Raw genomic sequence first — 23,137 nt, 5'->3', positions numbered from 1 at the left:
AACCAATCCATAAAATAAATTGGTATCAACAAACTTGGCACACTATTGAGTTCTCAAACAACAGACACACCCGGCACCACCACAACCAAACGGCCATGGATCGCTCCGGAGCAACTTTTCTAACTTACCCGCTCGCTTCACCCGAGTCAATTCGGCCATCCCGACTCACAGTGCTTGTGGCATTCCGTGTTGTCTTGGCTGGCCAACTCCGGGGAGCAGCGCGGAAATAAACTCTACCACCACTTGGGCGAGGATACAAAGCCGACTCCCACGAGCATGAGACAAGCCCGGAATCCCAAGGATTCCGGGCTTGTCTCAGCGGCTCTCCCTCCAGCGGCTGAACGCCGCCGGGTCAGCTGACAGACTGCCTTCCGGTCAGTTGGCCGGCTTGAAGAACGCCGCACCCAGCGGAGGAAGCGTGACAGTCAGCGTCGCCGGCTGGCCGTCCTGTCCCTCGGTGGTGGCAGTGAGTGCGCCCTGGTTCAGCACGCCCGAACCGCCGAAGCTGGAGTCGTCCGTGTTGAGGACTTCCTGCCAGGCGCCCGCCACAGGCACGCCAAGGGTGTAGCCGTGGTGCGGGCCGCCGGAGAAGTTGATCGCGCATACCAGCGGATTGCCATCGGTATCCCACCGGATAAACGACAGGACGTTGCGGTCGGCGTCGCCGCCATTGATCCACTGGAATCCGCCCGGCTCGTTATCCCGTTCGTAGAGTGCGGGAGTCGAGGCATAGAGCCCGTTCAGTTCCTTGGTAAGCAGCTGGACCCCTCGGTGCGCGGGGATATCCGCCAGGTACCAGTCCAAGCCGTGCTGTTCGGACCACTCCGCTTCCTGGCCGAATTCAGTACCCATGAAAATCAGCTGCTTGCCGGGATGGGCCCATTGATACGCAAGGAACGCACGGAGGTTGGCCAACTGCTGCCAGCGGTCACCGGGCATTTTGCGGAGCATGGAGCCCTTGCCGTGCACAACTTCGTCATGGCTTATGGGCAGCAGGAAGTTTTCGGTGAACGCGTAGACCAGCGAGAAGGTCACGGTTCCGTGATGCCACTTGCGGTTGATCGGGTCTTCGGACGCGTACTTGAGCGAGTCGTGCATCCAGCCCATGTTCCATTTAAGGCCGAAGCCCAGGCCTCCGACGCTGGTCGGGGCAGTCACGCCGGGGAATGCGGTGGACTCTTCCGCGATCATCACCGCGCCCGGGTGGGTCTTGTACACCGTGGCGTTGGCTTCCTGCAGGAAGGAGATGGCCTCGAGGTTCTCGCGCCCGCCGTACCTGTTGGGCTGCCACTGGCCTTCCTCGCGTGAGTAGTCGAGGTACAGCATCGATGCCACAGCATCGACACGGAGGCCGTCGATGTGGAATTCGTCCAGCCAGTAGAGCGCGTTCGATACCAGGAAGTTGCGGACTTCCGTCCGGCCGAAGTCGAAGATCAGTGTGCCCCAGTCCGGGTGCTCGCCGAGGTTGGGGTCGGCGTGCTCGTACAGTGGCTCGCCGTCGAACTGGGCCAGGGCCCAGGCGTCCTTGGGGAAGTGGGCCGGTACCCAGTCAAGAAGGACGCCGATCCCTTCCTGGTGCAGGGCGTCCACGAGGAACCTGAATTCGTCGGGGTGGCCGAACCTGGACGTAGGCGCGAAGTAGGAGGTCACCTGGTAGCCCCAGGAACCGCCGAAGGGGTGCTCCGCCACCGGCATGAATTCCACGTGCGTGAATCCGAGCCACTTGACGTACTCCACCAGTTCCTTGGCAAGCTCCCGGTACCCCAGCCCGAGTCGCCAGGATCCAAGGTGGACCTCGTACACGCTCATGGGCGAATTGTGCGGGTCCCGCTCAGCACGGGCAGCCATCCATTCCTCGTCCTTGAAAGCGTAAGCGGATTCAACGACACGCGACGCAGTCAGCGGCGGGACCTCGGTTCCGAATGCCAGGGGATCGGCCTTTTCCACCCAGTAGCCGGCCTTTGTCTTGATTTCAAACTTGTAGCACGCCCCTGCTAAAACGCCGGGGATGAAGAGTTCCCAGACACCCGATGAGCCCAGTGAGCGCATCGAGTTCTCCCGGCCATCCCAGGCGTTGAAGTCACCCTTGACCCTGACAGCCTGCGCATTCGGCGCCCACACCGCGAACGAGACGCCGTCCACGTCGCCGAGCGAGGACTTGTAGTGCTGGACGTGCGCGCCCAGGACTTCCCACAGCTTCTCGTGGCGGCCTTCACCGATCAGGTGCAGGTCCACTTCACCGACCGTGGGAAGGTAATGGTAGGGATCGTCCGTAGCCTGCGGAGGCACGCCCTCGTAGGTTACTTCCAGCCGGTAGTCGGGGACGTGGCCCGGCTGGAGGGGTTCGAGTACGGCAACCCAGACACCGTCGGCCTCGTGCGTCATGGGCACCGAACCGGCGGCGGTCACCACTGACACGGCAGCTGCGAGGTGCTTCACGGTACGGACGGTGACATGGCCGTGGTCGTCCAGGTGCGCGCCCAGCACTGAGTGCGGCGCGTGATATTCGCCTGAGGCCACCTTTGAAAGCGTCTCCGGATCCACCTGGAGCGGCGCTCCGGGCCGGTCTGTACGTGCTGAACCTGTCATTTTGTTACCTTCCGCTGCGGCTACGGCTGAAGCGCCGGAGCCTGTACTGCTGAGGAGACGTCGTGAGGCATTCACCGGAATGTCCAGCCATCCGGGCCTGTTCCGCAACTCATAGACAACTTCATACAACGCCTTGTCCAGCCACAATGCCACAAACAAGGGCGAGCCGCGGTCAATGGTCCCGGGCGTAATTTCGCCGTACCCCGCTAGGAACGCCTCGGCGCAGTCGTCGACCCACGAGCCTGGTACGTGCACGCCTTCCCGCTCGCGTTCGGCGGCACCGGCGGCGTAGTCGAAGGACCGCAACATGCCGACGACGTCGCGCAGCGGCACGTCCGGGAAGTTGCGTTCCGCGATGGGCCTCAGCGGCTCGCCTTCGAAGTCCAGGATGGCCCAGCGTTCCGGCTCCCCCGGGTGCCCCGGCACTTGCAGGATCTGCCCCAGGTGGAGGTCGCCATGGATCCGCTGCAGTGCCCCGGCATTGCTGCCCTCCAGCTGGTTGAGCAAGCCGGCCAAGGCGTCATCATAAGGCCCGACGGCGGGACCGGCTTCCGCCCATGACTGGCGGACGCGCTGGGCTACTCCGGGGGCTATGTCCTTTCCCGGTGCGGATTCCGCGGCCAGACCCAGCGCCTCTGCTAGGCGGCGGTGCACTGTCGCGGTTGCTACGCCCAGGGCATGGGCCTCGGCGGTGAAATCAGTTCCCGAACTCGCGGCATCAACGGCCAGCCGCCAGGCATCCCGCCCCCCGGCCAGGAACTCATGCGCCACAGCGAGTTCGCCTTCAACCGTTTGCGGCTGGTCCCCGGCAGAGTCCAGCGGAGCTTGCCACTCCCCCGTGACCCAGCCCAGTGTTGCGGGCACTTCCGACGTCCTTGCCTGCGTGAGGGCCGCGCCGATTTCCACTTCCGGGTTCCGTCCTTCGGACAGCACACGGAAGAATTTGACGATCGCCGCAGAGCCGCCGTCGTCCACTATCACGGAACTGTTTGACTGCTCACCGGAGAGGACCTTCACGGTCCCGGTGGCTGTGGGCAGCCGGTAGTCCGAGGGCACGAGGTGGCCAACAGCCTTTCCCTCCGGGGAAGTGCCGCCGCTCCGGATCAGCTCCAGCCAGGCCGAGACAAACACGGGGTCGTGGACGGCGTCGTAGATCCACCGCCGTTCATGGGTGGCGTCGCCGCCCTCGCCCACCAGCGCCGCTTCCTTGCCGGGCAACGGCTCAATGCGATAGCTGAGCGGGACCTGCACAACATCGGTGCGGCTACCGCCGTCGGCCGTGGAATAGGTGACCGCTGCGAGGAACACTTCAAGGCCTACCTCGCCGCTGCCGTCGTCCAGGCGCACCCCGCCGACGGGTGACAACCTGAAGTCGCCCGTCTTGACGGGGAACCAGCGCTGGCGCGGCAGCCAGCCGCGGAGCAGTTCGGCGAGCGAGGGGTCGAGTGTGGATTGGGTCATTTCAGCCTTCGATGGACAGGACCGGCATGGCCTGGGTAAACGGCGAGGCCGGGTTGGAAGCAGCGGAACGGATCCGCAGCCAGAAGAAATCGTGGCTGCCGAGCGTCAGCGTAAGACGTCCGTCGTCGCCGATGGCCGGGAACGGCTGACCGCCGAAAACGTCCCGGAGGCCGCGGCCGGCATACTGCGGAATCCGCAGGGTGGTGGCCACGGGATGCTGCGAGAGGTTGAAGGCGCACAGGATCGATTCGGCGTCTTCACCCGCCGCATTATCCGGGGCCAGCTCCCGTAGGTAGGCCAGGACGACGTCGTGATCCGCCTCGACGTGCTTGAACGTGCCAAGCCCGAAAGCGGGGTGGTTCTTCCTGACGCTGAGGATCTGCCGGGTCCACCGGAGCAGCGATCCGGAGTGCGCGGCCTCGGCCTCCACATTGGCCATGCCGTAGTTGTACACCAGGGACTGGATGACCGGCAGGTAGAGCTTGCCCGGATCCGCGTGCGAGAAGCCCGCGTTGCGGTCCGGATTCCACTGCATGGGGGTACGGACAGCGTCGCGGTCTTCAAGCCAGATGTTGTCGCCCATGCCGATTTCATCCCCGTAGTACAGGAACGGGCTGCCCGGCAGCGAAAGCAGCAGGGCGTTGATGAGCTCAATCTCGGACCGGGAATTATCCAGCAGCGGTGCCAGCCTGCGGCGGATGCCGATGTTGGCCCGCATGCGGGGGTCCGGCGCGTACCAGCCGAGCATGGCCGCGCGTTCGTCCGCGGTGACCATTTCCAGGGTGAGTTCGTCGTGGTTCCGCAGGAAGGTGCCCCACTGGGCGCCTTCGGGGATGTCCGGGGTGTCCTTCATCGTCTCGATGATGGGCGCCGCCTTCTGGTCCCGCAGCGCGTAGTAGAGCCGCGGCATGATGGGGAAGTGGAAGGCCATGTGGCACTCGGGTTCTTCCTCGGTGCCGAAGTATTCCACCACCTCGACCGGCGGCTGGTTGGCCTCGGCGATGATGACCCGGCCCGGGTAGTTCTCATCCACCATTTTCCGCAGCTTCCGCAGGAAATCGTGCGTGGCGGGCAGGTTCTCGCAGTTGGTGCCCTCTTCCTCGTACAGGTACGGGATGGCGTCTGCGCGGAAACCGTCGATCCCCTGGTCCAGCCAGAACCGGACGACGTCGAAAAGGGCGTCGATGACCTTGGGGTTCTCAAAGTTCAGGTCGGGCTGGTGACTGAAGAACCGGTGCCAGAAGAACTGCCGCCGGATGGGGTCGAAGGTCCAGTTGGATTCCTCGGTGTCCACGAAGATGATGCGGGCATCCTGGTACTTCTCGTCGGTGTCGCTCCAGACGTAGAAGTCGCCGAACGGCCCGTCCGGGTCCTTGCGGGACTCCTGGAACCACGGGTGCTGGTCCGAGGTGTGGTTCAGCGGCAGGTCAATGATGACGCGCACGCCGCGGGCATGCGCCTCGGCTACGAGCCGCTTGAAGTCGCTGATGGTGCCGAACTCGTCCAGGACGGAGTTGTAGTCCGAGATGTCGTAGCCGCCGTCACGGAGCGGCGACTGGAAGAACGGCGGCAGCCAGAGGCAATCGACGCCCAGCCACTGCAGGTAGTCCAGTTTGTCGATGAGCCCGTGGAAGTCGCCGGAACCGTCGCCGTTTCCGTCCGCAAAGCCACGGACCAGGACTTCGTAGAACACTGCTTTGCGGTACCAGAGGGGATCGTGTTGCAGGCCGGGGGCGTTGAGTTCGAACGTGCCCTTCGGGGTGAAATGCTGGCTCGGGTTCTGCGGACTGAAACTCACGTATGCTACCTCCGGATGTTCAGGATGTGTGCCGGCTCAACGTGGGCGTCAAGCCGCACGTAGTTGTATTCGCCCCATTCCCAGCTCTCGCCGGTCAGCAAATCATCCACCCTGAAGCCGCCGTTGTGCGTGAGGTCGGCCGGGTCGAGTTCAAGTGCCGCCAGATCCAGGGAAACGGTGCTCTCCCGGGTGCTGTGCGGATCGACGTTCACCACGATGATCAGGGTGTCCTTGGTGCCGTCAGGAAGCGTCTTGTGCTTGGAGTAGACGATCGTGGCGTCATCGGTGCTGTGGTGCAGCGTGAGGTTCTGCAGGTCCCCCAGCGCCGGGTGGGTGTGGCGGATTTCGTTGAGCCTGGTCAGGTACGGCGCGAGCGTCCGGCCGGATTCAGCCGCAGCATCCCAGTCACGGGCCTTGTATTCGAACTTTTCGTTGTCGATGTACTCCTCGGCGCCGGGGCGGGCCACGTGCTCGTAGAGCTCGTAGCCGGCGTAGACGCCCCACAGCGGGCTGGCCGTTGCTGCGAGCGCGGCGCGGATCTTGAACGCGGCAGGGCCGCCGAACTGCAGGTACTCGGTCAGGATGTCCGGGGTGTTCACGAAGAAATTCGGGCGGAAATACGCCGGGGACTTCTGGCTGACCTCAGTGAAGTATTCTTCAAGCTCCGTCTTGGTGTTCCGCCAGGTGAAGTACGTGTAGGACTGCTGGAAACCGGCACGTCCCAGCGCATGCATCATGGCTGGCCGGGTGAAGGCCTCCGCGAGGAAGACAACCTCCGGGTGCTTTTTGTTGACCTTCGCGATCAGCCATTCCCAGAACCACACCGGCTTGGTGTGGGGGTTGTCCACCCGGAAAATCTTGACGCCGTGGCTCACCCAGAGCAGCACGATCCGAAGAATCTCCTTGGACAGGCCCTCGGGATCGTTGTCGAAGTTCAACGGGAAGATGTCCTGGTATTTCTTCGGCGGGTTCTCGGCGTAGGCGATGCTGCCGTCAACGCGGGTGGTGAACCATTCCGGATGCGACTCCACCCACGGGTGGTCCGGGGCCGCCTGCAAAGCAAGGTCCAGAGCAACTTCGAGGCCGAGTTCCCGGGCGCGGGCAACGAATGCGTCGAAGTCCTCGAATGTGCCGAGGTCCGGGTGGATGGCGTCGTGCCCGCCTTCTTTGGCGCCGATGGCCCACGGCGAACCGGGATCGTGCGGTCCGGCGATCAGCGTGTTGTTGGGTCCCTTGCGGTGCTGGATGCCGATCGGGTGGATGGGAGGCATGTAGATGACGTCGAAGCCCATTCCCGCGACGGCGTCGAGCCGTTTCGCAGCAGTCTGGAACGTGCCTGACTGCCATTCGCCGGTTGTGTGGTCGCGGATGGCCCCCTCCGAACGGGGGAAGAACTCGTACCATGCACCGCGGCCGGCGAGGTCGCGTTCCACGAGAAGAGGAAAGCGTTCCGAGACAGTGACGAGTTCGCGGATAGGCTGGCGTGCGACGACGTCAGCGACATCGGATCCGAATCCGGCAGCGAGCCGCTCCTCCGGGGACAGCGACGTATTGGACAGGACCACGACGGCGGTTCGCAGGGTCCGCCTGTCGGCGGACGGACGGGCGGGGTCTTCGGCTGCCTGGGACAGCAGTGCGGCACCTTCGGCCAGCATCAGTTCCACGTCGATGCCCGCCTCGACCTTGACTTCGGCGTTGTGGTGCCAAGTCCCGTACCGGTCATGCCAGGCCTCGATGGCGAACGACCAGTTGCCTGTACCGGTCGGCGTGAGGATGCCTTCCCACCGGTCCGTGCCCTTGCCCCGGTCGCCGCGGGGCGGCGCCAGCCGGACGCGCTGGCGTTCTTTGCCCTTGGGGTCAAAGAGCACCGCGCTGACTCCGAGCTGGTCGTGCCCTTCGCGGAATGCCGTCGCGCCGACTACAAGCCCCTCACCGGGCAGTGCCTTCGCGGGAAACCTACCTCCGTCCACCACGGGCTGAACGGCGGTGATCGGGAACCTGCCAAACTGCAGGCCTTCCGTGATCAGGGCCTTAGGCTTTTTGCTGGATCCGGCACTGGTTCGCGTATTAGTCGTCACAAGCTCGACGTTATCGAGAAATTCCCCATTTTGCTAAGGGAACTTCCGTTTTTCCCCGAGCAATCCGTCATTTACCTAAAAGAAACCTAAACCTGTTCCGGCGGCCCTTCTTGTCCGTTAGTGTGACGCAGGTGAAGGCTATCCGCAGATTTACCGTCCGAACCGTTCTTCCGGAATCTATCCGGCCGCTGGCCCGGTTGGCCACCAACCTGCGGTGGTCATGGCACCGGCCCACCCGGGAACTTTTCGAAGGCCTGAACCCCGCTATTTGGGATGAGAGCGCACACGACCCCGTCACTTTCCTAGGCCTCGTGAGCCGCGAGGAACTGCAGCGGCTGGCCGCGGACCAGGACGTTGTCCGCCGCGTGCACGCCGCCGCCGAAGACCTGGACCGCTACCTGGACCAGCCCCGCTGGTACCAGAGCCTGGGCGACGACGCTCCGTCCTGCATCGCGTATTTCTCACCGGAATTCGGAATCACCGAAGTTTTGCCGCAGTATTCCGGCGGCCTGGGAATTCTGGCCGGCGACCACCTTAAGGCGGCATCGGACCTCGGTGTGCCGCTCATCGGCGTCGGCCTGCTCTACCAGGCCGGCTATTTCAAGCAGTCCCTGTCCAGGGATGCCTGGCAGCAGGAAACGTACCCTGTCCTTGATCCGGACGGTCTCCCGTTGACCCTCCTGCGCGAGGAGACCCCCGACGGCAACGGCAAGCCCATCCAGATTTCGCTGCCGCTCCCCCACGGGCGCCGGCTGTTGGCACACATCTGGCGTGCCGACGTCGGGCGTGTTCCCTTGCTGCTGCTCGATTCAAATGTGCCGGGCAATGACGACGCCGCCCGCGGTATTACCGACCGCTTGTACGGCGGCGGAGGCGACCACCGCCTGCAGCAGGAGCTGCTGCTGGGAATGGGCGGCGTGAAGGCGCTGCGCGTTTACCAGCGCCTCACGGGGTGCGCAGCGCCGGAGGTGTTCCACACCAACGAGGGCCACGCCGGCTTCCTCGGTGTCGAGCGCATCCAGGAGCTCATGTCGTCTGACAACCCGCTGAGCTGGGAAGAAGCCCTGGCCGCGGGGCGCGCCTCCACCGTCTTCACCACACACACCCCGGTACCTGCGGGCATCGACCGCTTCGAGGTTTCGCAGATCCAGCACTTCTTCGAGGGCGGCCTCGCTCCCGATGTTCCGGTGTCCCGGATCCTGGACCTGGGCCGCGAAAACTTTGCGGACGGCAATCCGTCGGTGTTCAACATGGCTGTGATGGGGTTGCGCCTCGCACAGCGCGCCAACGGTGTGGCCAAGCTCCACGGCGTCGTGTCCCGCGGGATGTTCTCTGCCCTCTGGCCTGGATTCGACCACTCTGAGGTTCCCATCACTTCCGTGACCAACGGAGTCCATGTCCCCACCTGGGTGGACAGCCGCGTCTCCAAGCTGGCACGCGAACAGTTCGGCGCCGAGGCGGAAGCCATGGGGCGCTGGGACCTTGCCTACAACGTCAGCGACGAGGACGTCTGGGCCCTTCGCCGGGAAATGCGCGTCTCGCTCGTGGAGGACGTCCGCAAGCGGTTGCGGGCGGCTTGGAAGAAGCGCGGGGCGGCAGACGCGGAGCTCGGCTGGACCGATTCCGTGCTGGACCCGGACATCCTCACGATCGGGTTTGCCCGACGGGTGCCCACCTACAAGCGGCTCACCCTGATGCTCCGGGAACCTGCCCGGCTCAAGGCCCTGCTGCTGCACGAGACGCACCCCATCCAGCTGGTGATCGCGGGCAAGTCCCACCCCGCGGACGACGCAGGCAAGAAGATGATCCAGGACCTGGTCCGGTTTACCGACGATCCCGAGGTGCGCCACCGGATCGCCTTCCTGCCCAACTACGACATCGCGATGGCACGCACGCTCTTCCCCGGCTGCGACGTGTGGCTGAACAACCCGCTGCGTCCGCTCGAAGCCTGCGGTACGTCCGGGATGAAGGCGGCCATCAACGGTTCGCTGAATCTTTCCGTGCTGGACGGCTGGTGGGATGAAATGTACGACGGCGAAAACGGCTGGGCCATCCCCACGGCCAACAACAACGCCTCGCCCGAAGAACGGGACGACATCGAAGCAGCGGCGCTGTACGAGCTCCTGGAGACGCAGGTGGCGCCGCGCTTCTACGGACTCACCGTGTCCGACGCAGCCGGAGCCGCAGGACCGTCCGAGCCCGGACCGCAGAAAGTGCCCACCCATTGGGTATCAATGATCAAGCACACCATCGCGCACCTCGGTCCGGCCGTCTCCGCGGAGCGGATGCTGCAGGACTACGTGAACATCCTCTACCGCCCCGCTGCAATCGCCGGCCGGCATGCCGTCGCGGACAACTTCGCCCAGTCGAAGTCCCTGGCGGCCTGGACCTCACAGATCCGTGCTGCGTGGCCGCAGATCCAGGTGGAGCACGTCGACTCGGTAGGCGTGTCCGAGGACCCGCAGATCGGCGACACGCTCCAGGTGAACGCCTACATCGCGCTGCACGACCTCGATCCGGACGACGTCGCCGTGGAGGTGGCGTTCGGCCGCGCCGAGGAAAGCGACGAACTGGCCGACGTCACGGTGGCGGACCTCGTCCCGAAGGAGGACCTCGGCAAGGGACGCTATCTCTTCAGCGGCTCGCTGCTGATCGATCGTTCCGGGTCCTTCGGCTACACGGTGCGTGTGCTGCCCAAACATTCGGCCCTCGCCTCGCGGGCGGAACTCGGGCTTATCGTCAACGCCTGACCCGCCGTCGAACGAGACGCTCCCTCAGCGAGGGAGCGTCTCGTCTTTAACGGCGAAAGGTGAGGGAGCGTTTGGCTCCAGGCGGCAGGAAGCGAGCGAGCGTCCGGCTAGAGGCAGACGGTGATGACGGACAAGCTCTTGCCCGCATAGCTCTCCGCGTCCTGCAGGATCTCGCAGATGATGCCGAAGGACCGGTCCGAACGGAAGGCAGCCGGGACCTGCCAGATGAATGTCAGGGGGTCGTGGCCGTCGTCCGTGACCGAGTCCGCGAAGTCGTGCAGCGAGTCGTTCAGGGCATCGAGGTTCACGCCGTAGTTTTCGGGGAAATCCAGGACTTCACCGAACGTCTGCAGCACTGCCTTCTTCGTATCGGCGGCAGGGATCACCAGAACCCGGCGGCCGGCGTCCGACGCGTGTTCACGGAGCTCTTCGATGGTCCAGGTGTCAGCGGAGTAGATCTTCATGCGTTCCCCATGTGCCGGACCCTATGTGCGGTAGATGCTGATGGTGTTGGACTGAACCACGTCACGTTCACCGGCGGCGACCCTGACTCCTTGGCGGCGGTCGTGGAGTTCCGACGTCGTCAACCGGAGTTCAAAGAGCCGCTTGCCCGTGCCTTCGTCGTTGCTGACATCCGGCAGGGTGATCTTGATGTCGTGGGCACTGCCGTTCACCACCACGAGGCCGTCCACTTGGCCGTCGTCCGAGCCCAGCAGCAACTGGACCACCCGGTGCTGTGGATCGTTCCAGCGGTCCATGGACATGGGCTTGCCGTGTTCGTCGAACCAGTGCAGGTAGGACTGCTTGTCCCGCGACGGGTAGTGGTGCGGCTGCCCGGCCAGGAACTCCTTCCGGAGCCGGATGACGCGCTTGGTGCTTCGAAGCATGGCGTGGGATTCGGGTGTGCTGGTCCAGTCGAGCCAGGTGATGTGGTTGTCCTGGCAATAGGCGTTGTTGTTGCCCTGCTGGGTGCGGCCGATTTCGTCGCCGGCGGTGATCATGGGGATGCCCATGGACACCATCAGGGTGGCCATCAGGTTGCGGCTGGTCTGCGCGCGGAGCGCCAGGATCTCGTCGTCTTCAGTCGGTCCCTCGAAACCGTGGTTGTAGCTGCGGTTGTCCCCGTGGCCGTCGCGGTTCTGCTCGCCGTTGGCCTCATTGTGCTTGCGGTCGTAGGACACAAGGTCAGCCAGCGTGAAGCCGTCGTGCGCGGTGACGAGGTTGACGGAGGCCATCCGGGAACGTCCGGATTCGGCGAAGAGACTTGCCGAGCCGGAGATGGAGTCGGCCAGCCGGGCGACGGAGCCGCCCTGGCCGCCGGCGTCGATCGCGGCCCGGTCGGCGAGCCAGAATGAGCGCAGGGCATCACGGTAGTGGTCGTTCCAGTCCACCCAGCCGGGCGGAAAGCGTCCGGTCTGCCAGCCGCCGTAGCCCACGTCCCACGGCTCGGCGATCAGCTTGACGGAGGACAGCACCGGATCCGCGGCAATGGCCACGAGGAAGGGATGGTGCGGGTCGAAGTCGTTCGCGGCGTTGCGGCACAGTGTCACCGCCAGATCGAAACGGAAGCCGTCGATGTGGAACTCGTCCACCCAGTACCTCAGCGAATCAAGGACCAGTTGGACCACCCGGGGGTGGCCGAAGTTCAAGCTGTTGCCGCACCCGGTGGTATCCACGTACCTGCCGTGGCCGTCGTTGCGGTAATACTGCATCTCCCCCAGCCCGCGGAAGCTGAGCGTCTGCCCGTCCCGGCCGCCCTCGGCCGTGTGGTTGTACACGACGTCCAGGATCACTTCCAGGCCCGCTGCATGCAGGAGCTTGACCATGCCCTTGAATTCGTCCTGCACGGCCTGCGGTCCTGCCGCCTGGGCGGCTTGGGTAGCGTAGGCCGGATGGGGCGCAAAGAACGCCGCCGTGTTGTAGCCCCAGTAATTGGTCATGCCCAGGTTCTGGAGGTGCGGCTCGTCCAGGTGGAAATGGACAGGCAACAGCTGGACGGATGTGATGCCCAGACCGGTGAGATGCTCAATCATTGCCGGGTGCGCCATGCCGGCATAGGTGCCCCGGAGGTCTTCGGGGATGTCCGGATGAAGCATGCTTTGGCCGCGCACGTGGGCTTCGTAAATGATGGTATTGCGCCACGAGACGTGCGGATTGCGGTCGCCGCCCCAGTCGAATCCGCTGGACATGCGGACATTCGTGAGGAACCCGTCGCGCTGATCCACGGCCCGGCCGTAGGGGTCGAGCAGCAGCGGCTGCTCGCCGTCGTCGTCGAACGCCACGGTTGGCACTGGCACCGGCAGCGCATCATCCTCCGGCGAGGAGCGGAAGCCGTAGCGCGATCCCACCGGGAAACCCTCCACGATGCCGTGGTGGACGTCGTTGGTGATGTTCGGCAGGGTCTTCAGCTGCCATGTTCCGCCGGGCGCGCAATAGGCGATTTCCAGGGTGTCCACGCCGGGCGCGTAGACCGCGACGTTGGCGCAGGCACTCTGAGGATCGTCCGTTGCCGGTGATCCCGTGCGCGGAACGCTGATACCCAGTGGAAACGGCCGGGAGGCGTCCACGGTGGAGGCTGTGTCTAGGAGTGGCATGACCATTGCTTAAATATTAGCTGTGCCACACAAATGTCCGATATTCGGGGCTCTGTGTCGGGAAATGGGCTGGTCTTGTTCAGCACTGCATACTGCGTTGCATACTGAAGTGAGACGCCGAGTTGGAGGTAATTGTGCGAGTTGCACTTGCTCAGATAGTTACGGGCCGCGACATTTCCGGGAATCTGGACATCGTGGAAAAGTATGCCCGCAAAGCGAAAGAAGGCGGCGCCGAATTGGTCGTCTTCCCGGAAGCCACCATGCGCGCATTCGGGAATTCGCTCCTCGATATCGCCGAACCGCTGGATGGCCCGTGGGCTGCCAGGGTGCGCCGTATTGCCCGGGAATTAGGCATCGTGATCGTGGCAGGGATGTTTACCCCCGGGCAGGCCGGCGGCTCAGGCGCTGGCAGGAAAGTGCGAAACACCCTTCTTGTCACCGGTCCCGGCGTCGAGGCCAGCTACGACAAGATCCACCTGTTCGACGCTTTCGGCTTCGCCGAATCGGACACAGTGGATGCCGGTACGGAGGCGACCACCTTCGAGCTCGGCGGCATCAGATTCGGCTTGGCCACGTGCTACGACATCCGCTTCCCGGCGCTGTTCACCGCCAACGCAGATTTAGGCGCCGACGCCAACATCGTGTGCGCATCCTGGGGCTCCGGGCCGGGAAAGGTCGATCAGTGGCGCCTGCTGGCGCGTGCCCGCGCCGTGGACACCACCACCTATGTGCTGGCATGCGGACAGGCCGATCCCGCCACCGAAGGCATCGAGGCCAAGGGTTCCGCGCCCACCGGTGTGGGGCACTCCGCCGTCGTCTCTCCCCTCGGTGAGGTGCTGGACGAGCTCGACGCCGGGTCCGGACTGCTGTTCGCAGACCTGGATCCCGCCGTCGTCAAGGAAGCCAGGGCAAAGCTCCCGGTCCTGGCAAACCGCCACACGTTCTAGCACCCCGACGCTCTCACTATTCGCAGCTTAGACAGCGATGCTCTCTTCCGGGGAGCAGTTCACGGGGGAGAGAGCATCGCTGTTTAAGCTGCAGAAACTCAGAGAGCGTTTCCGGGTTACTTCGCGGCGCGCTGCCGGGAAATCTCGTACAGGGAGATGCCGACGGCCATGGAGGCGTTGAGCGATTCCATGGCGGAGTCGATGGGGATCGAGACGATCTGGTCGCAGTTTTCGCGGACCAGGCGGCTCAGGCCCTTGCCCTCGGAACCGACCACGATGCACACGGGTTCCTTGGCCAGGCTGAGGTCCGGCAGCGAAACATCGCCGTCGCCGTCGAGGCCCAGTACGTAGATGCCCATGTTCTTGAAGGCCTTGAGGGTGTTGTTCAGGTTGGCGGCACGTGCCACCGGAACCCGAACTGCCGCACCGGCGCTGGTCTTCCATGCCGAAGCCGTCACGCCGACGGAGCGCCGTTCCGGGACGATGACGCCGTGGCCGCTGAAGGCCGAGACCGAACGGATGATCGCGCCAAGGTTGCGCGGGTCCGTTATGCCGTCAAGGGCGACGAAGAGGGGCGCGTTGGCAACATGGCCTTTCTTCCAGCTCTCCACGGTTTCCTCGGCGAGCTCGTACGCGTCCTGGTATTCATAGGGCGGAATCTGCAGCACAAGCCCCTGGTGGATGGCGTCATCCGTCATGCGGTCCAGTTCCGGCTTGCCGGTTTCCAGCAGCGGAATGCCGCGCTCGGCCGCGAGCTTGAGGGACTCCTTGACGCGGTCATCCATTTCAATGCGGATGGCAACATGGAGCGCTTTGGCGGGGATGCCGGCGCGCAACGCTTCAACAACGGAGTTGCGGCCGGTGACGACTTCCTCCGTGGCACGACCCTTCGGGCCGGAGCGGGCACCGGCACCGCGGGCGGCTCCGGGACGCTTGGCGGCTGACCGTTCGGCGAGCTGCTTGTTCTTGTGGGCCTTGTGGTAGGGGCGGTCCTCCGCCTTGGGAGTGGGGCCCTTGCCCTCGAGGGCCTTGCGGCCATGGCCACCCGTTCCGATGGTGGGGCCCTTCTTTGCTTTGACCGACCGGCGACCGTTGTTGGCCATGAGTTTCACCCTTGCTTTGTTGAGTAAGTCTGACCTCCAGTCTACTTACTCAGGGTAAATCGCCGGCCCATGGTCCCCCCTCGCGTTGGGACTGCCCCAGCTCAGCCGCGCTTGAGGCTCCAGTTGGCACCGTCCGGACCATCCTCGACGACGACGCCTGCTGCCGCCAGGGTGTCCCTGATGGCATCCGAAGCGGCCCAGTCCTTCGTGGCCCGAGCCTGTGCCCGCGCACCCAGCTGGGCTTCGACCAGGACGCCCAGGGCTGTGTCCGCCTGCTCATCCCGGGCGGGTGCCGCGACGTCGTTCAGGCCCAGGACGCGCAGCATATCGGTGACGGAGTGCAGCGCTGTCCGGGCCGCGGAGTTGTCGCCGGCGGTGAGGGCTGTGTTGCCGGCCCGCACAGCATCGTGCAAGGCAGCCAGCGCCTGCGGAACGTTGAGGTCGTCATCCATGGCCGCGGCGAAGGCGTCCGGCACGGTGCCTTGGCTGCCGAACAGCAGTTCGGCCGCGCCGGATGCAACACTGCCGGACAAGGTCCGCACCGCGCGGGCGATGAACCCGTCAATCCGTTCCACCGCGGCGGCCGCTTCCTGCAAAGATGTGGGCTGGTAGTCCAGCACTGAGCGGTACTGCGCCTGGCCGAGGTAGTACCGCACCACGCGCGGTGAAGCGAGCTCCAGCATTTCCGCGGGACTGATGGTGTTGCCAATGGACTTGGACATCTTTTCGCCCTGGTACGTCACCATGCCGTTGTGCATCCAGAAGTTGGCGAAGGCGTGGCCGGCCGCCTGGGACTGGGCCATCTCGTTTTCGTGGTGCGGGAACCGGAGGTCAAGGCCGCCGCCATGGATATCGAACTCCGTGCCGAGGTACTTGGTGACCATGGCCGAGCACTCCAGGTGCCAGCCCGGCCGGCCGGTCCCCCAGGGCGAAACCCAGCTGGCCGTCGTCGGCTCCCCGTCCTTGTGGCCCTTCCACAACGCAAAGTCCCTCGGGTCCTTCTTTCCCCGGGGGTCGGCGTCGGGAGCTCCCTGCATGTCGTCAATCTTCTGGCGGGTGAGCGAGCCGTAGCGGTTCCAGGAACGGACGTCGAAGTACACATCACCGGAGTCGTCAAGGGCGGGGTAGGCGTGGCCGCGGTCGATCAGGCGCTGGATCAGCGCGTGCATCTCGGGTATATGCCCGGTGGCGCGCGGCTCGTAGGTGGGGCGGGAGACGCCCAGGGTGTCGTAGGCCTTGAGGAAAGCCTGTTCGTAGCGGTAGGCCAGCGCCCACCACTCCTCTTCGCGGATGTCGTCCGGGCCTTCCTCGAAGTCCGGTTCAAAGGAGAGGGCGGACTTGGCGAGGATCTTGTCGTCGATGTCTGTGACGTTGCGGACCACGGTCACGCGGAATCCGCGGTACTCCAGCCAGCGGGTGAGCTGGTCGAAGGCAATGGCCGACCTGATGTGCCCCACGTGCGGCAGGCCCTGCACCGTCGCGCCGCAGTAGTACAGGCTCACCTTGCCCGGTATCAGAGGGACGAAGTCGCGGACTTCGGCGGATGCAGTGTCGTAAAAGCGCAGGGTCACCGCTCCAGATTAGCCGATGGCCTTTGCGGCGGAGCCCACCGGCTCCGGCCGTGCCGGCCAGCACTATTTGCAGACTTCGCCGATCTTGTTGTTCTGTTCGCTCAGCTGCTTGGTCTGTTCGGAGCTTTTGGTGCCCAGCGACGTTTCGGCGACCTTCTTCATGATGTCCGCCATCTTCTGGATGGGACCGGCAACCTCGGGCGCTACCTTGTCCGCCACTTCCTGGTAATGCTTGGCGATCTGGTCCGCCTGCTGCTGCTGGTTCCCGGTGGGAACGAACGTGTCCCCGTTGAGGAACTTGCAGCTTTCCTCAACGCTCATCTTCGGAGTGCCGCAGCCGCTCAGCAGCATCCCTGCAACGAGTACGACGGCGGCAAGCGGCTTCTTCACGAGGGATCTCCTGGAGTGTTCGGCAGAGGAATGGCTTCCTTAAGCCTAGGCGAATCGCCGTCCCTTCAGCCCGCCCGGTATACCAGCGCGGTGGCGAGGGCGGAAATGCCTTCCCCGCGGCCGGTGAAGCCGAGGCCGTCGCTGGTGGTGGCGCTGACGCTGACGGGCGCACCCGCCGCCGCACTCAGGACCGCCTGGGACTCCTCACGGCGCGGACCGAATTTGGGCCTGTTGCCGACAAACTGCACCGCGATGTTGCCGATCTCGAAGCCTTCCGTCCGGACGATGCGGGCGGCCTCGGCGAGGAGGGCCACACCGGAGGCACCGGCGAATTCGGGGCGGTCCGTGCCGAAATGCGTGCCGAGGTCACCAATGCCGGCGGCCGAAAACAGTGCGTCTGCCGCTGCGTGGGCCACTGGATCACCGTCGGAGTGTCCGGCCAGGCCCTGCTGGCCTTCCCACAGAAGTCCACCGAGCCACAGGGCACGCGGGTTGTCCGGCGAGGCAAAAGCATGGACGTCGATGCCGATCCCGGTCCTCGGAATAATGGGAGGTGCCACGTTCAGCCTTCCACCCATCGTGCGCCCAGCGGACCTTCCAGCAGCCCCTCGGCGATGATGAGGTCCAACGGAGTGGTGATCTTCAGCGACTGACTGGCGCCGCGGACAGCATGGACCGGGACGCCCAGGCGTTCCACGAGCATCGCGTCATCCGTTATTGCGGCGGCCTGGGCTTCGTCGAACGCGGCTGCCTCCCGGTGCGCCTTCAGCAGCGTGTGAAGGTCGAATCCCTGCGGGGTCTGCACTGCGCGCAGTCTCTCCCGCGGCGCCGTACCCACCACCACTTCCGGCGCAATTCGGGCGTCCACGTCACTCGTTGCTTCCACGGTCTTGACGGTGTCCACTACTGGCATCACGGGAATGACCGCCAACGCGCCGGCCGCCAGGGAGTCGACTACGCGGTGGAAGACGGACTCCGGCGTCAGGGCGCGTGCGGCATCGTGGACCAGCACCGCCTGGGTGCCCTCTTCCAGTGCCGCCAAGCCGGACCGGACCGATTCGGTACGCGTCGCCCCGCCGTCAACAATCGTCAGCAGCGGGCCGCCGTCGGCAAGTTCGCCCTTGAAGTCGTCGCACATCTTCCGGAGAGCACCATCGCCCGGCGGCAATGCGACGCAGACCTGCTGGGCGACGCCGGAGGTAACTATCCCCCGCAGGGCATGCATCAGGATGGGTTCCCCGCCGAGGGGGACCCCGGCCTTGGGCATACCGTAACCCAGCCGTTGTCCCGACCCGGCCGCAACCAGCACAACGGCTACGACGGGGCGGGGCGCGTGGTCCCCGGACTCCGGCCCGGATCCGGGGGAAAATTCTCGTGCACTCATGGGCACAACACTACGTGGCCGAGACCACCAGGAGCGGGGCAAAATTCCGGGATTCGCCCAAAAAAGGGCAAAAAGAAACCCCGGCGGCTGATGAGCCACCGGGGTTCAATTCTTAGGAAGCCAAGACTTCGTCGAGAACGCTTGCGGCCTTCTCTTCATCCGTCTTTTCAGCCAGCGCCAGTTCTGAAATCAGAATCTGGCGGGCCTTGGCCAGCATACGCTTCTCACCTGCGGAAAGGCCGCGGTCGTGATCACGACGCCACAGGTCGCGAACGACCTCTGCCACCTTGATGACGTCCCCGGAAGCAAGCTTCTCCAGATTTGCCTTGTAACGACGCGACCAGTTGGTAGGCTCTTCAGTGAACTCGGCCCGCAGCACGTCAAAAACGTGCTCCAAACCTTCTTTGCCCACTACGTCGCGAACCCCAACAAGGTCAACGTTCTCTGCTGGAACTTCAATGGTCAGATCACCCTGGGCCACCTTGAGCTTGAGATACATTTTCTCTTCGCCCTTGATGGTGCGCATCTTGATTTCTTCAATTTTTGCTGCACCGTGGTGAGGGTAAACTACTGTCTCGCCGACCTCAAAAACCATGTGGACTTTCCCCTTTCCCGCAGACCAGTTTATCACGATTCGGGCATACAACTGGCACGGATCGGGGCCTCGAACCGCGTAAATACAAGGAAAATGGGGCCAATCAACCCCCTCCGACCCCTTGACGGATGCGGATATTAGTGCATGGCAAAGGCCAAGCCAAGGTCGAACGGACGCAGCCGCAGGCTAGGTTGCGGCGGCGTCGAGGGTATGCGGCGCGGTTGGGAGGGGACAGGTTTCCGGACGCTTATGTGTCCCGCCCGAATCCTTGTTTGAGACCGTTTGAGGATAGGCTATGGCTGAATAATGTTTCAAGACTCTCAAGGAGTGCGTGACGTGCGTTTCACTGCGATGAACCGGGGCCAGCGCGGCAAGCTGGCAATGGCAACGGCAGCACTTGCCATCGGCCTGCTGACCGTAACCGGCTGCGGCTACATCAACCCGCAGCAAACTTCTGAGCAGTACTCGGCGTCGGACGGCACCAGGGAAGACCTGGGGCCCCTCCAGATCCGCAACTTCATGATCGTTTCCGCCGGCGAGGACAAGCCGGGCCGAGTGGTCGGGGCCGTCTACAACTCCTCCTCAAGCGACGTCAAGCTGACCATCAACGGTGCGGAAGGCTCGCAGACACAGGTGCCTGTGAAGAAGAACTCCTACACCCTCCTCAACGAATCAACGGATCCGGCAATCCTCAGCACCACGGGCGCCATCCCCGGCTCCCTGTCCGAGGTCACCATTTCCGAGGACGGAACCAACCAGACTGCCAAGGTCAAGGTGCCCGTCCTGAACGCCACACTGCCCGAGTACAAGCAGTACCTGCCGGAAGGCAGCGAACCCACCTCCTCAGGGACCGCTACGCCGACTCCCACGAGCAGCGAAAGCCACTAGTCCGCACCAACAGAAAGGAGGGCTCCCGCGCGGCGGGAGCCCTCCTTTTTGTTGTCCGGTTTTGCTGTGCCGTATCGCCGCCCGGGGCGACGCCCCTTGACCTCTTCGCCTAGGGCTCGAACTTGTAGCCCAGGCCTCGGACCGTCACAAGGTACCTTGGGGCGGACGGGTCCGGCTCAATCTTGCTACGCAGCCTTTTGACGTGGACGTCCAGGGTCTTGGTGTCGCCGACATAGTCCGACCCCCAGACCCTGTCGATCAGCTGGCCGCGGGTCAGCACCCGGCCTGAATTGCGCAGCAGCATCTCCAGCAGTTCGAATTCCTTCAGCGGCAGCGACACCTGCTCGCCGTCCACGCTCACCACATGGCGTTCGACGTCCATCCTTACCGGGCCCGCCTGGACCGTGTTGGTGATGAGCTCCTCCGGTTCGCCCTGCCGCCGAAGGACCGCCCTGACGCGGGCAACGAGTTCCCGTGACGAATACGGCTTGGTGACGTAGTCGTCAGCCCCGAGTTCCAGCCCCACGACCTTGTCGATTTCAGAGTCCTTGGCGGTCAGCATGATGACAGGCACGGTGGAGCGCTGGCGCAGCTGCCGGCACACTTCCGTCCCGGACTGACCGGGCAGCTGGAGGTCCAGGAGGACCAGGTCGGCGCCGTTCCGGTCGAATTCGGTGATGGCGTCCAGGCCGTTATCAACGACCTCCACCTCGAATCCTTCCTTGCCCAGAAGGTAGGACAGCGGGTCGCTGAACGACTCCTCGTCCTCAACTATGAGAATCCTGCTCAAGCGCTGGCTCCTTGCTCATGGACGCCGGAGGCGTCGTAACTGTGTAGTGAGGTGCTGCGAGGGGCCGCTGCCGGCGCCGCGGAGGCGTCGCCGTCGTCCTGCCCCTCCATTTCAGGAAGCCTGATGGTGAAAGTGGACCCCTGGCCGGGCTGGGACCACAGCGTCACCTCGCCGCCGTGGTTGGAGATAACGTGCTTGACGATGCTCAGGCCCAGGCCGGTGCCGCCGGTCTGCCGCGACCTCGCGGCATCCACACGGTAGAAGCGTTCAAAGACCCGCTCCTGGTCCTCCGGGCTAAGGCCGTCCCCTTGGTCGGTGACAGAGATGGAGATCAGGCCTTCCTTGGCGCGCACGCCGATCCCCACGCGGGTGTTCTCCGGCGAATAGCGGATGGCATTGTCGATCAGGTTTCGAAGCGCCGTCACGAGCAGGTCCTGGTCCCCATAAACCATGGCGTCCACATGGCCGCCGACCACGATGGAGATGTTCTTGCTCTCAGCCGGCAGCTGCGAACGGTCCACTGCCTCGGTGATGACGGAGTTGATGTCCACGGGGTGCCCCTGCTGGGCCACGCTGGCGCCCTGCAGCCGGGAGAGCTCAATGATGTCCTGCACCAGCGCCGCCAGCCGTGTCGATTCCTTCTGCATCCGCTTGGCGAAGCGGCGGACGGCCTCTTCGTCGTCCGCCGAAGATTCAAGCGCTTCCGCCAGCAGGGATATGGCACCCACCGGGGTCTTGAGTTCGTGCGAGACGTTTGCCACGAAATCGTTGCGGATCTCTTCGGTCCGGGTAATCTCGGTCCTGTCGTCCGCCAGCAGCAGGATGTATTCCTCACCGAGCATGGCTGCCCGGACCTGGACGATGATGGTCCCCTGGCCCAGCGGACCCCGGGGCAGTTCGAACTGCTTCTCAAGGATCACACCGTCGCGCCGCACCCGGGCTGTCATATCGAGGAGCTGCTTGTGGACCACCGTATGGCCGCGGACAAGGCCAAAAGCGTATGCCCCCGGGCTTGCCCTCACCACACCGTCGATCGCGTCGACCACTACGAAGGCACGGCCGACGACGGCGAGCACCTCCGCGGCACCGGGTGGTAGCACCGGTTCGTCGAATTCAACATCCACCAGCTTGCGCTGCTGTTCGCTGACCCGGAAGGCAAGCACGCCAAAGATGCCGAAGGACAGGCCGATGAGGCCGGCGATGACACCGATGAGCATAGGATCCACGGCTCCAGCTTATGCTCTGCCCCGGGCGCCGGAAGCGAATCTGATGGGTTTCACCGCCGGGTTCAGCTAACGTTCACCTATAGGTGCGTAACAGTTCACCGGACGCTGACAGAGTTACTAGTTGGACTGCAGAGCGGTGATACGAAATCCGGCTGCCACTGCGGTGGTGCACGGTTTTCCAAGGAAAGGACGCGTAGTGCGTAAGGTTTTTCAGGAGGAGCTCACACAGGTGGGCGAGCAGCTCGTCGAGATTTCAAAGCTGGTAAGCGAGGCAATCGCCAAGGCAACCACTGCCTTCGAGGGTGCGGACGTCGACCTTGCCCAGGATGTCATCGCCGCCGACGCCAGGATCGACTTCCTGCAGAACAGCCTGGACGAGCGGGCCATCGACATCCTGGCCCTCCAGGGACCCGTGGCCAGCGACCTTCGGATGATCGTGGGTTCCCTGCGGATGAGTGCCTCGCTGGAGCGCATGGGGGACCTCGCCCGGCACATCGCCCAGCTGGCGCGGCTCCGCTACCCCGCAAACGTGATTCCACCGCAGCTCGCCGACACCTTCAAGAGCTTCGCCGAGCAGGACCAGCTGATCGCGGACAAACTCACCGAGCTCCTGGAAACTCGCGACCTCGAAGTGGCCCGTGACATCCTCAAGGCGAACGCGACCGTCAATGACCTCCACCTGAGCGTCTTTAAGGCCATCGCCCGCAGCGACTGGAATGAGTCGCCGGCCACCACAGTCGACGTTGCCCTCGCCAGCCGCTACTTCGAACGCTTCGCGGACCACGGCGTGTCCGTCGCCCAGAAAGTCACGTACCTGGTCACCGGCGCGTGGCACCCGCACAGCACCGAAATCAGCTGACTGGCTCCGAGTTTTTGTCCAGATAACGGCCTTTGGCGGGCGCTTTGGTGCCATTATCTGGACAAAAACTCCGGTACGCGGAAAGAACGACGGCGGGCCGGTCACCTGAGGTGG

The 23,137-nt window shown here is 64.2% G+C and carries 17 protein-coding genes; 4 read left to right on the top strand and 13 right to left on the bottom strand.

Annotated features, from left to right (window positions below; translation table 11 throughout):
• Window positions 1-375 precede the first annotated feature (375 nt).
• The 3 genes from ACFVWT_RS22475 to ACFVWT_RS22465 are packed head-to-tail and all read right to left on the bottom strand — an operon-like array spanning window position 376 to window position 7,926.
• Window positions 376-4,050 (bottom strand): 1,4-alpha-glucan branching enzyme, encoded by a 3,675-nt coding sequence (locus ACFVWT_RS22475; RefSeq protein WP_390251850.1) that lies wholly within the window; start codon window positions 4,048-4,050, stop codon window positions 376-378.
• A 1-nt stretch (window position 4,051) separates the two neighbouring features.
• Window positions 4,052-5,848 carry a maltose alpha-D-glucosyltransferase gene (gene treS / locus ACFVWT_RS22470; RefSeq protein ID WP_390251848.1) on the bottom strand — a complete coding sequence of 599 codons (1,797 nt, stop codon included), beginning with the start codon at window positions 5,846-5,848 and terminating at the stop codon, window positions 4,052-4,054.
• 5 nt (window positions 5,849-5,853) lie between these two features.
• Window positions 5,854-7,926, bottom strand: coding sequence for an alpha-1,4-glucan--maltose-1-phosphate maltosyltransferase (locus ACFVWT_RS22465; RefSeq protein WP_390251846.1), 2,073 nt, complete (start codon window positions 7,924-7,926; stop codon window positions 5,854-5,856).
• Between the two features lie 131 nt (window positions 7,927-8,057).
• On the opposite strand from ACFVWT_RS22465, the gene glgP reads away from it, so the two are divergent.
• The gene (glgP, locus tag ACFVWT_RS22460; protein ID WP_390251844.1) at window positions 8,058-10,676 is read left to right on the top strand and encodes an alpha-glucan family phosphorylase; all 2,619 of its coding nucleotides are present in this window, start codon (window positions 8,058-8,060) and stop codon (window positions 10,674-10,676) included.
• Between the two features lie 107 nt (window positions 10,677-10,783).
• Here the strand turns inward: glgP and ACFVWT_RS22455 are convergent, their stop codons facing one another.
• The gene (locus tag ACFVWT_RS22455) at window positions 10,784-11,140 is read right to left on the bottom strand and encodes a barstar family protein (protein ID WP_390251842.1); all 357 of its coding nucleotides are present in this window, start codon (window positions 11,138-11,140) and stop codon (window positions 10,784-10,786) included.
• 21 nt (window positions 11,141-11,161) lie between these two features.
• Window positions 11,162-13,276 (bottom strand): glycogen debranching protein GlgX, encoded by a 2,115-nt coding sequence (gene glgX / locus ACFVWT_RS22450; protein ID WP_390251840.1) that lies wholly within the window; start codon window positions 13,274-13,276, stop codon window positions 11,162-11,164.
• Between the two features lie 128 nt (window positions 13,277-13,404).
• Here glgX and ACFVWT_RS22445 point away from each other — a divergent pair, with 128 nt between their 5' ends.
• The gene (locus ACFVWT_RS22445) at window positions 13,405-14,217 is read left to right on the top strand and encodes a carbon-nitrogen hydrolase family protein (RefSeq protein ID WP_390251838.1); all 813 of its coding nucleotides are present in this window, start codon (window positions 13,405-13,407) and stop codon (window positions 14,215-14,217) included.
• Window positions 14,218-14,333: 116 nt separating this feature from the next.
• Here ACFVWT_RS22445 and rlmB read toward each other — a convergent pair whose 3' ends face one another.
• The 6 genes from rlmB to ACFVWT_RS22415 all read right to left on the bottom strand — a co-directional run bounded on the left by rlmB (window position 14,334) and on the right by ACFVWT_RS22415 (window position 19,260).
• Entirely contained in the window at window positions 14,334-15,320 is a 987-nt protein-coding gene (gene rlmB, locus ACFVWT_RS22440; RefSeq protein WP_011690597.1) for a 23S rRNA (guanosine(2251)-2'-O)-methyltransferase RlmB, read from the bottom strand.
• Window positions 15,321-15,421: 101 nt separating this feature from the next.
• Complete coding sequence (gene cysS, locus ACFVWT_RS22435; protein WP_390251835.1) at window positions 15,422-16,891, bottom strand: cysteine--tRNA ligase; 1,470 nt, start codon at window positions 16,889-16,891, stop codon at window positions 15,422-15,424.
• A 63-nt stretch (window positions 16,892-16,954) separates the two neighbouring features.
• A complete protein-coding gene (locus ACFVWT_RS22430; RefSeq protein WP_390251833.1) occupies window positions 16,955-17,281 on the bottom strand; it encodes a hypothetical protein in 327 nt (108 codons plus the stop codon).
• A gap of 65 nt (window positions 17,282-17,346) precedes the next feature.
• A complete protein-coding gene (gene ispF / locus ACFVWT_RS22425) occupies window positions 17,347-17,859 on the bottom strand; it encodes a 2-C-methyl-D-erythritol 2,4-cyclodiphosphate synthase (protein WP_390251831.1) in 513 nt (170 codons plus the stop codon).
• Window positions 17,844-18,665 carry a 2-C-methyl-D-erythritol 4-phosphate cytidylyltransferase gene (gene ispD / locus ACFVWT_RS22420; protein WP_390251829.1) on the bottom strand — a complete coding sequence of 274 codons (822 nt, stop codon included), beginning with the start codon at window positions 18,663-18,665 and terminating at the stop codon, window positions 17,844-17,846. Before ispD ends, ispF begins: the two co-directional genes overlap by 16 nt.
• 112 nt (window positions 18,666-18,777) lie before the next feature.
• Window positions 18,778-19,260 carry a CarD family transcriptional regulator gene (locus ACFVWT_RS22415; protein ID WP_011690592.1) on the bottom strand — a complete coding sequence of 161 codons (483 nt, stop codon included), beginning with the start codon at window positions 19,258-19,260 and terminating at the stop codon, window positions 18,778-18,780.
• 351 nt (window positions 19,261-19,611) lie between these two features.
• Here ACFVWT_RS22415 and ACFVWT_RS22410 point away from each other — a divergent pair, with 351 nt between their 5' ends.
• Window positions 19,612-20,148, top strand: coding sequence for a hypothetical protein (locus ACFVWT_RS22410; RefSeq protein WP_390251854.1), 537 nt, complete (start codon window positions 19,612-19,614; stop codon window positions 20,146-20,148).
• A 109-nt stretch (window positions 20,149-20,257) separates the two neighbouring features.
• On the opposite strand, the gene ACFVWT_RS22405 is transcribed toward ACFVWT_RS22410, so the two are convergent.
• Window positions 20,258-20,938, bottom strand: a complete 681-nt coding sequence (locus tag ACFVWT_RS22405; protein WP_390251826.1) for a winged helix-turn-helix domain-containing protein — start codon at window positions 20,936-20,938, stop codon at window positions 20,258-20,260.
• Window positions 20,935-22,155, bottom strand: coding sequence for a sensor histidine kinase (locus tag ACFVWT_RS22400; protein WP_390251852.1), 1,221 nt, complete (start codon window positions 22,153-22,155; stop codon window positions 20,935-20,937). The genes ACFVWT_RS22405 and ACFVWT_RS22400 overlap by 4 nt, the downstream gene beginning before the upstream one ends.
• A 205-nt stretch (window positions 22,156-22,360) precedes the next feature.
• Between ACFVWT_RS22400 and phoU the strand changes: the two genes are divergently transcribed.
• Complete coding sequence (gene phoU / locus ACFVWT_RS22395; RefSeq protein WP_011690588.1) at window positions 22,361-23,023, top strand: phosphate signaling complex protein PhoU; 663 nt, start codon at window positions 22,361-22,363, stop codon at window positions 23,021-23,023.
• Window positions 23,024-23,137 lie beyond the last annotated feature (114 nt).

Origin of the sequence: Arthrobacter sp. NPDC058288 (assembly GCF_042880995.1) — a bacterium.
Lineage (GTDB): Bacteria > Actinomycetota > Actinomycetes > Actinomycetales > Micrococcaceae > Arthrobacter.
The sequence above is the reverse complement of the archived record's forward strand: the minus strand, read 5'-3'. Positions and strand labels throughout refer to the sequence as shown.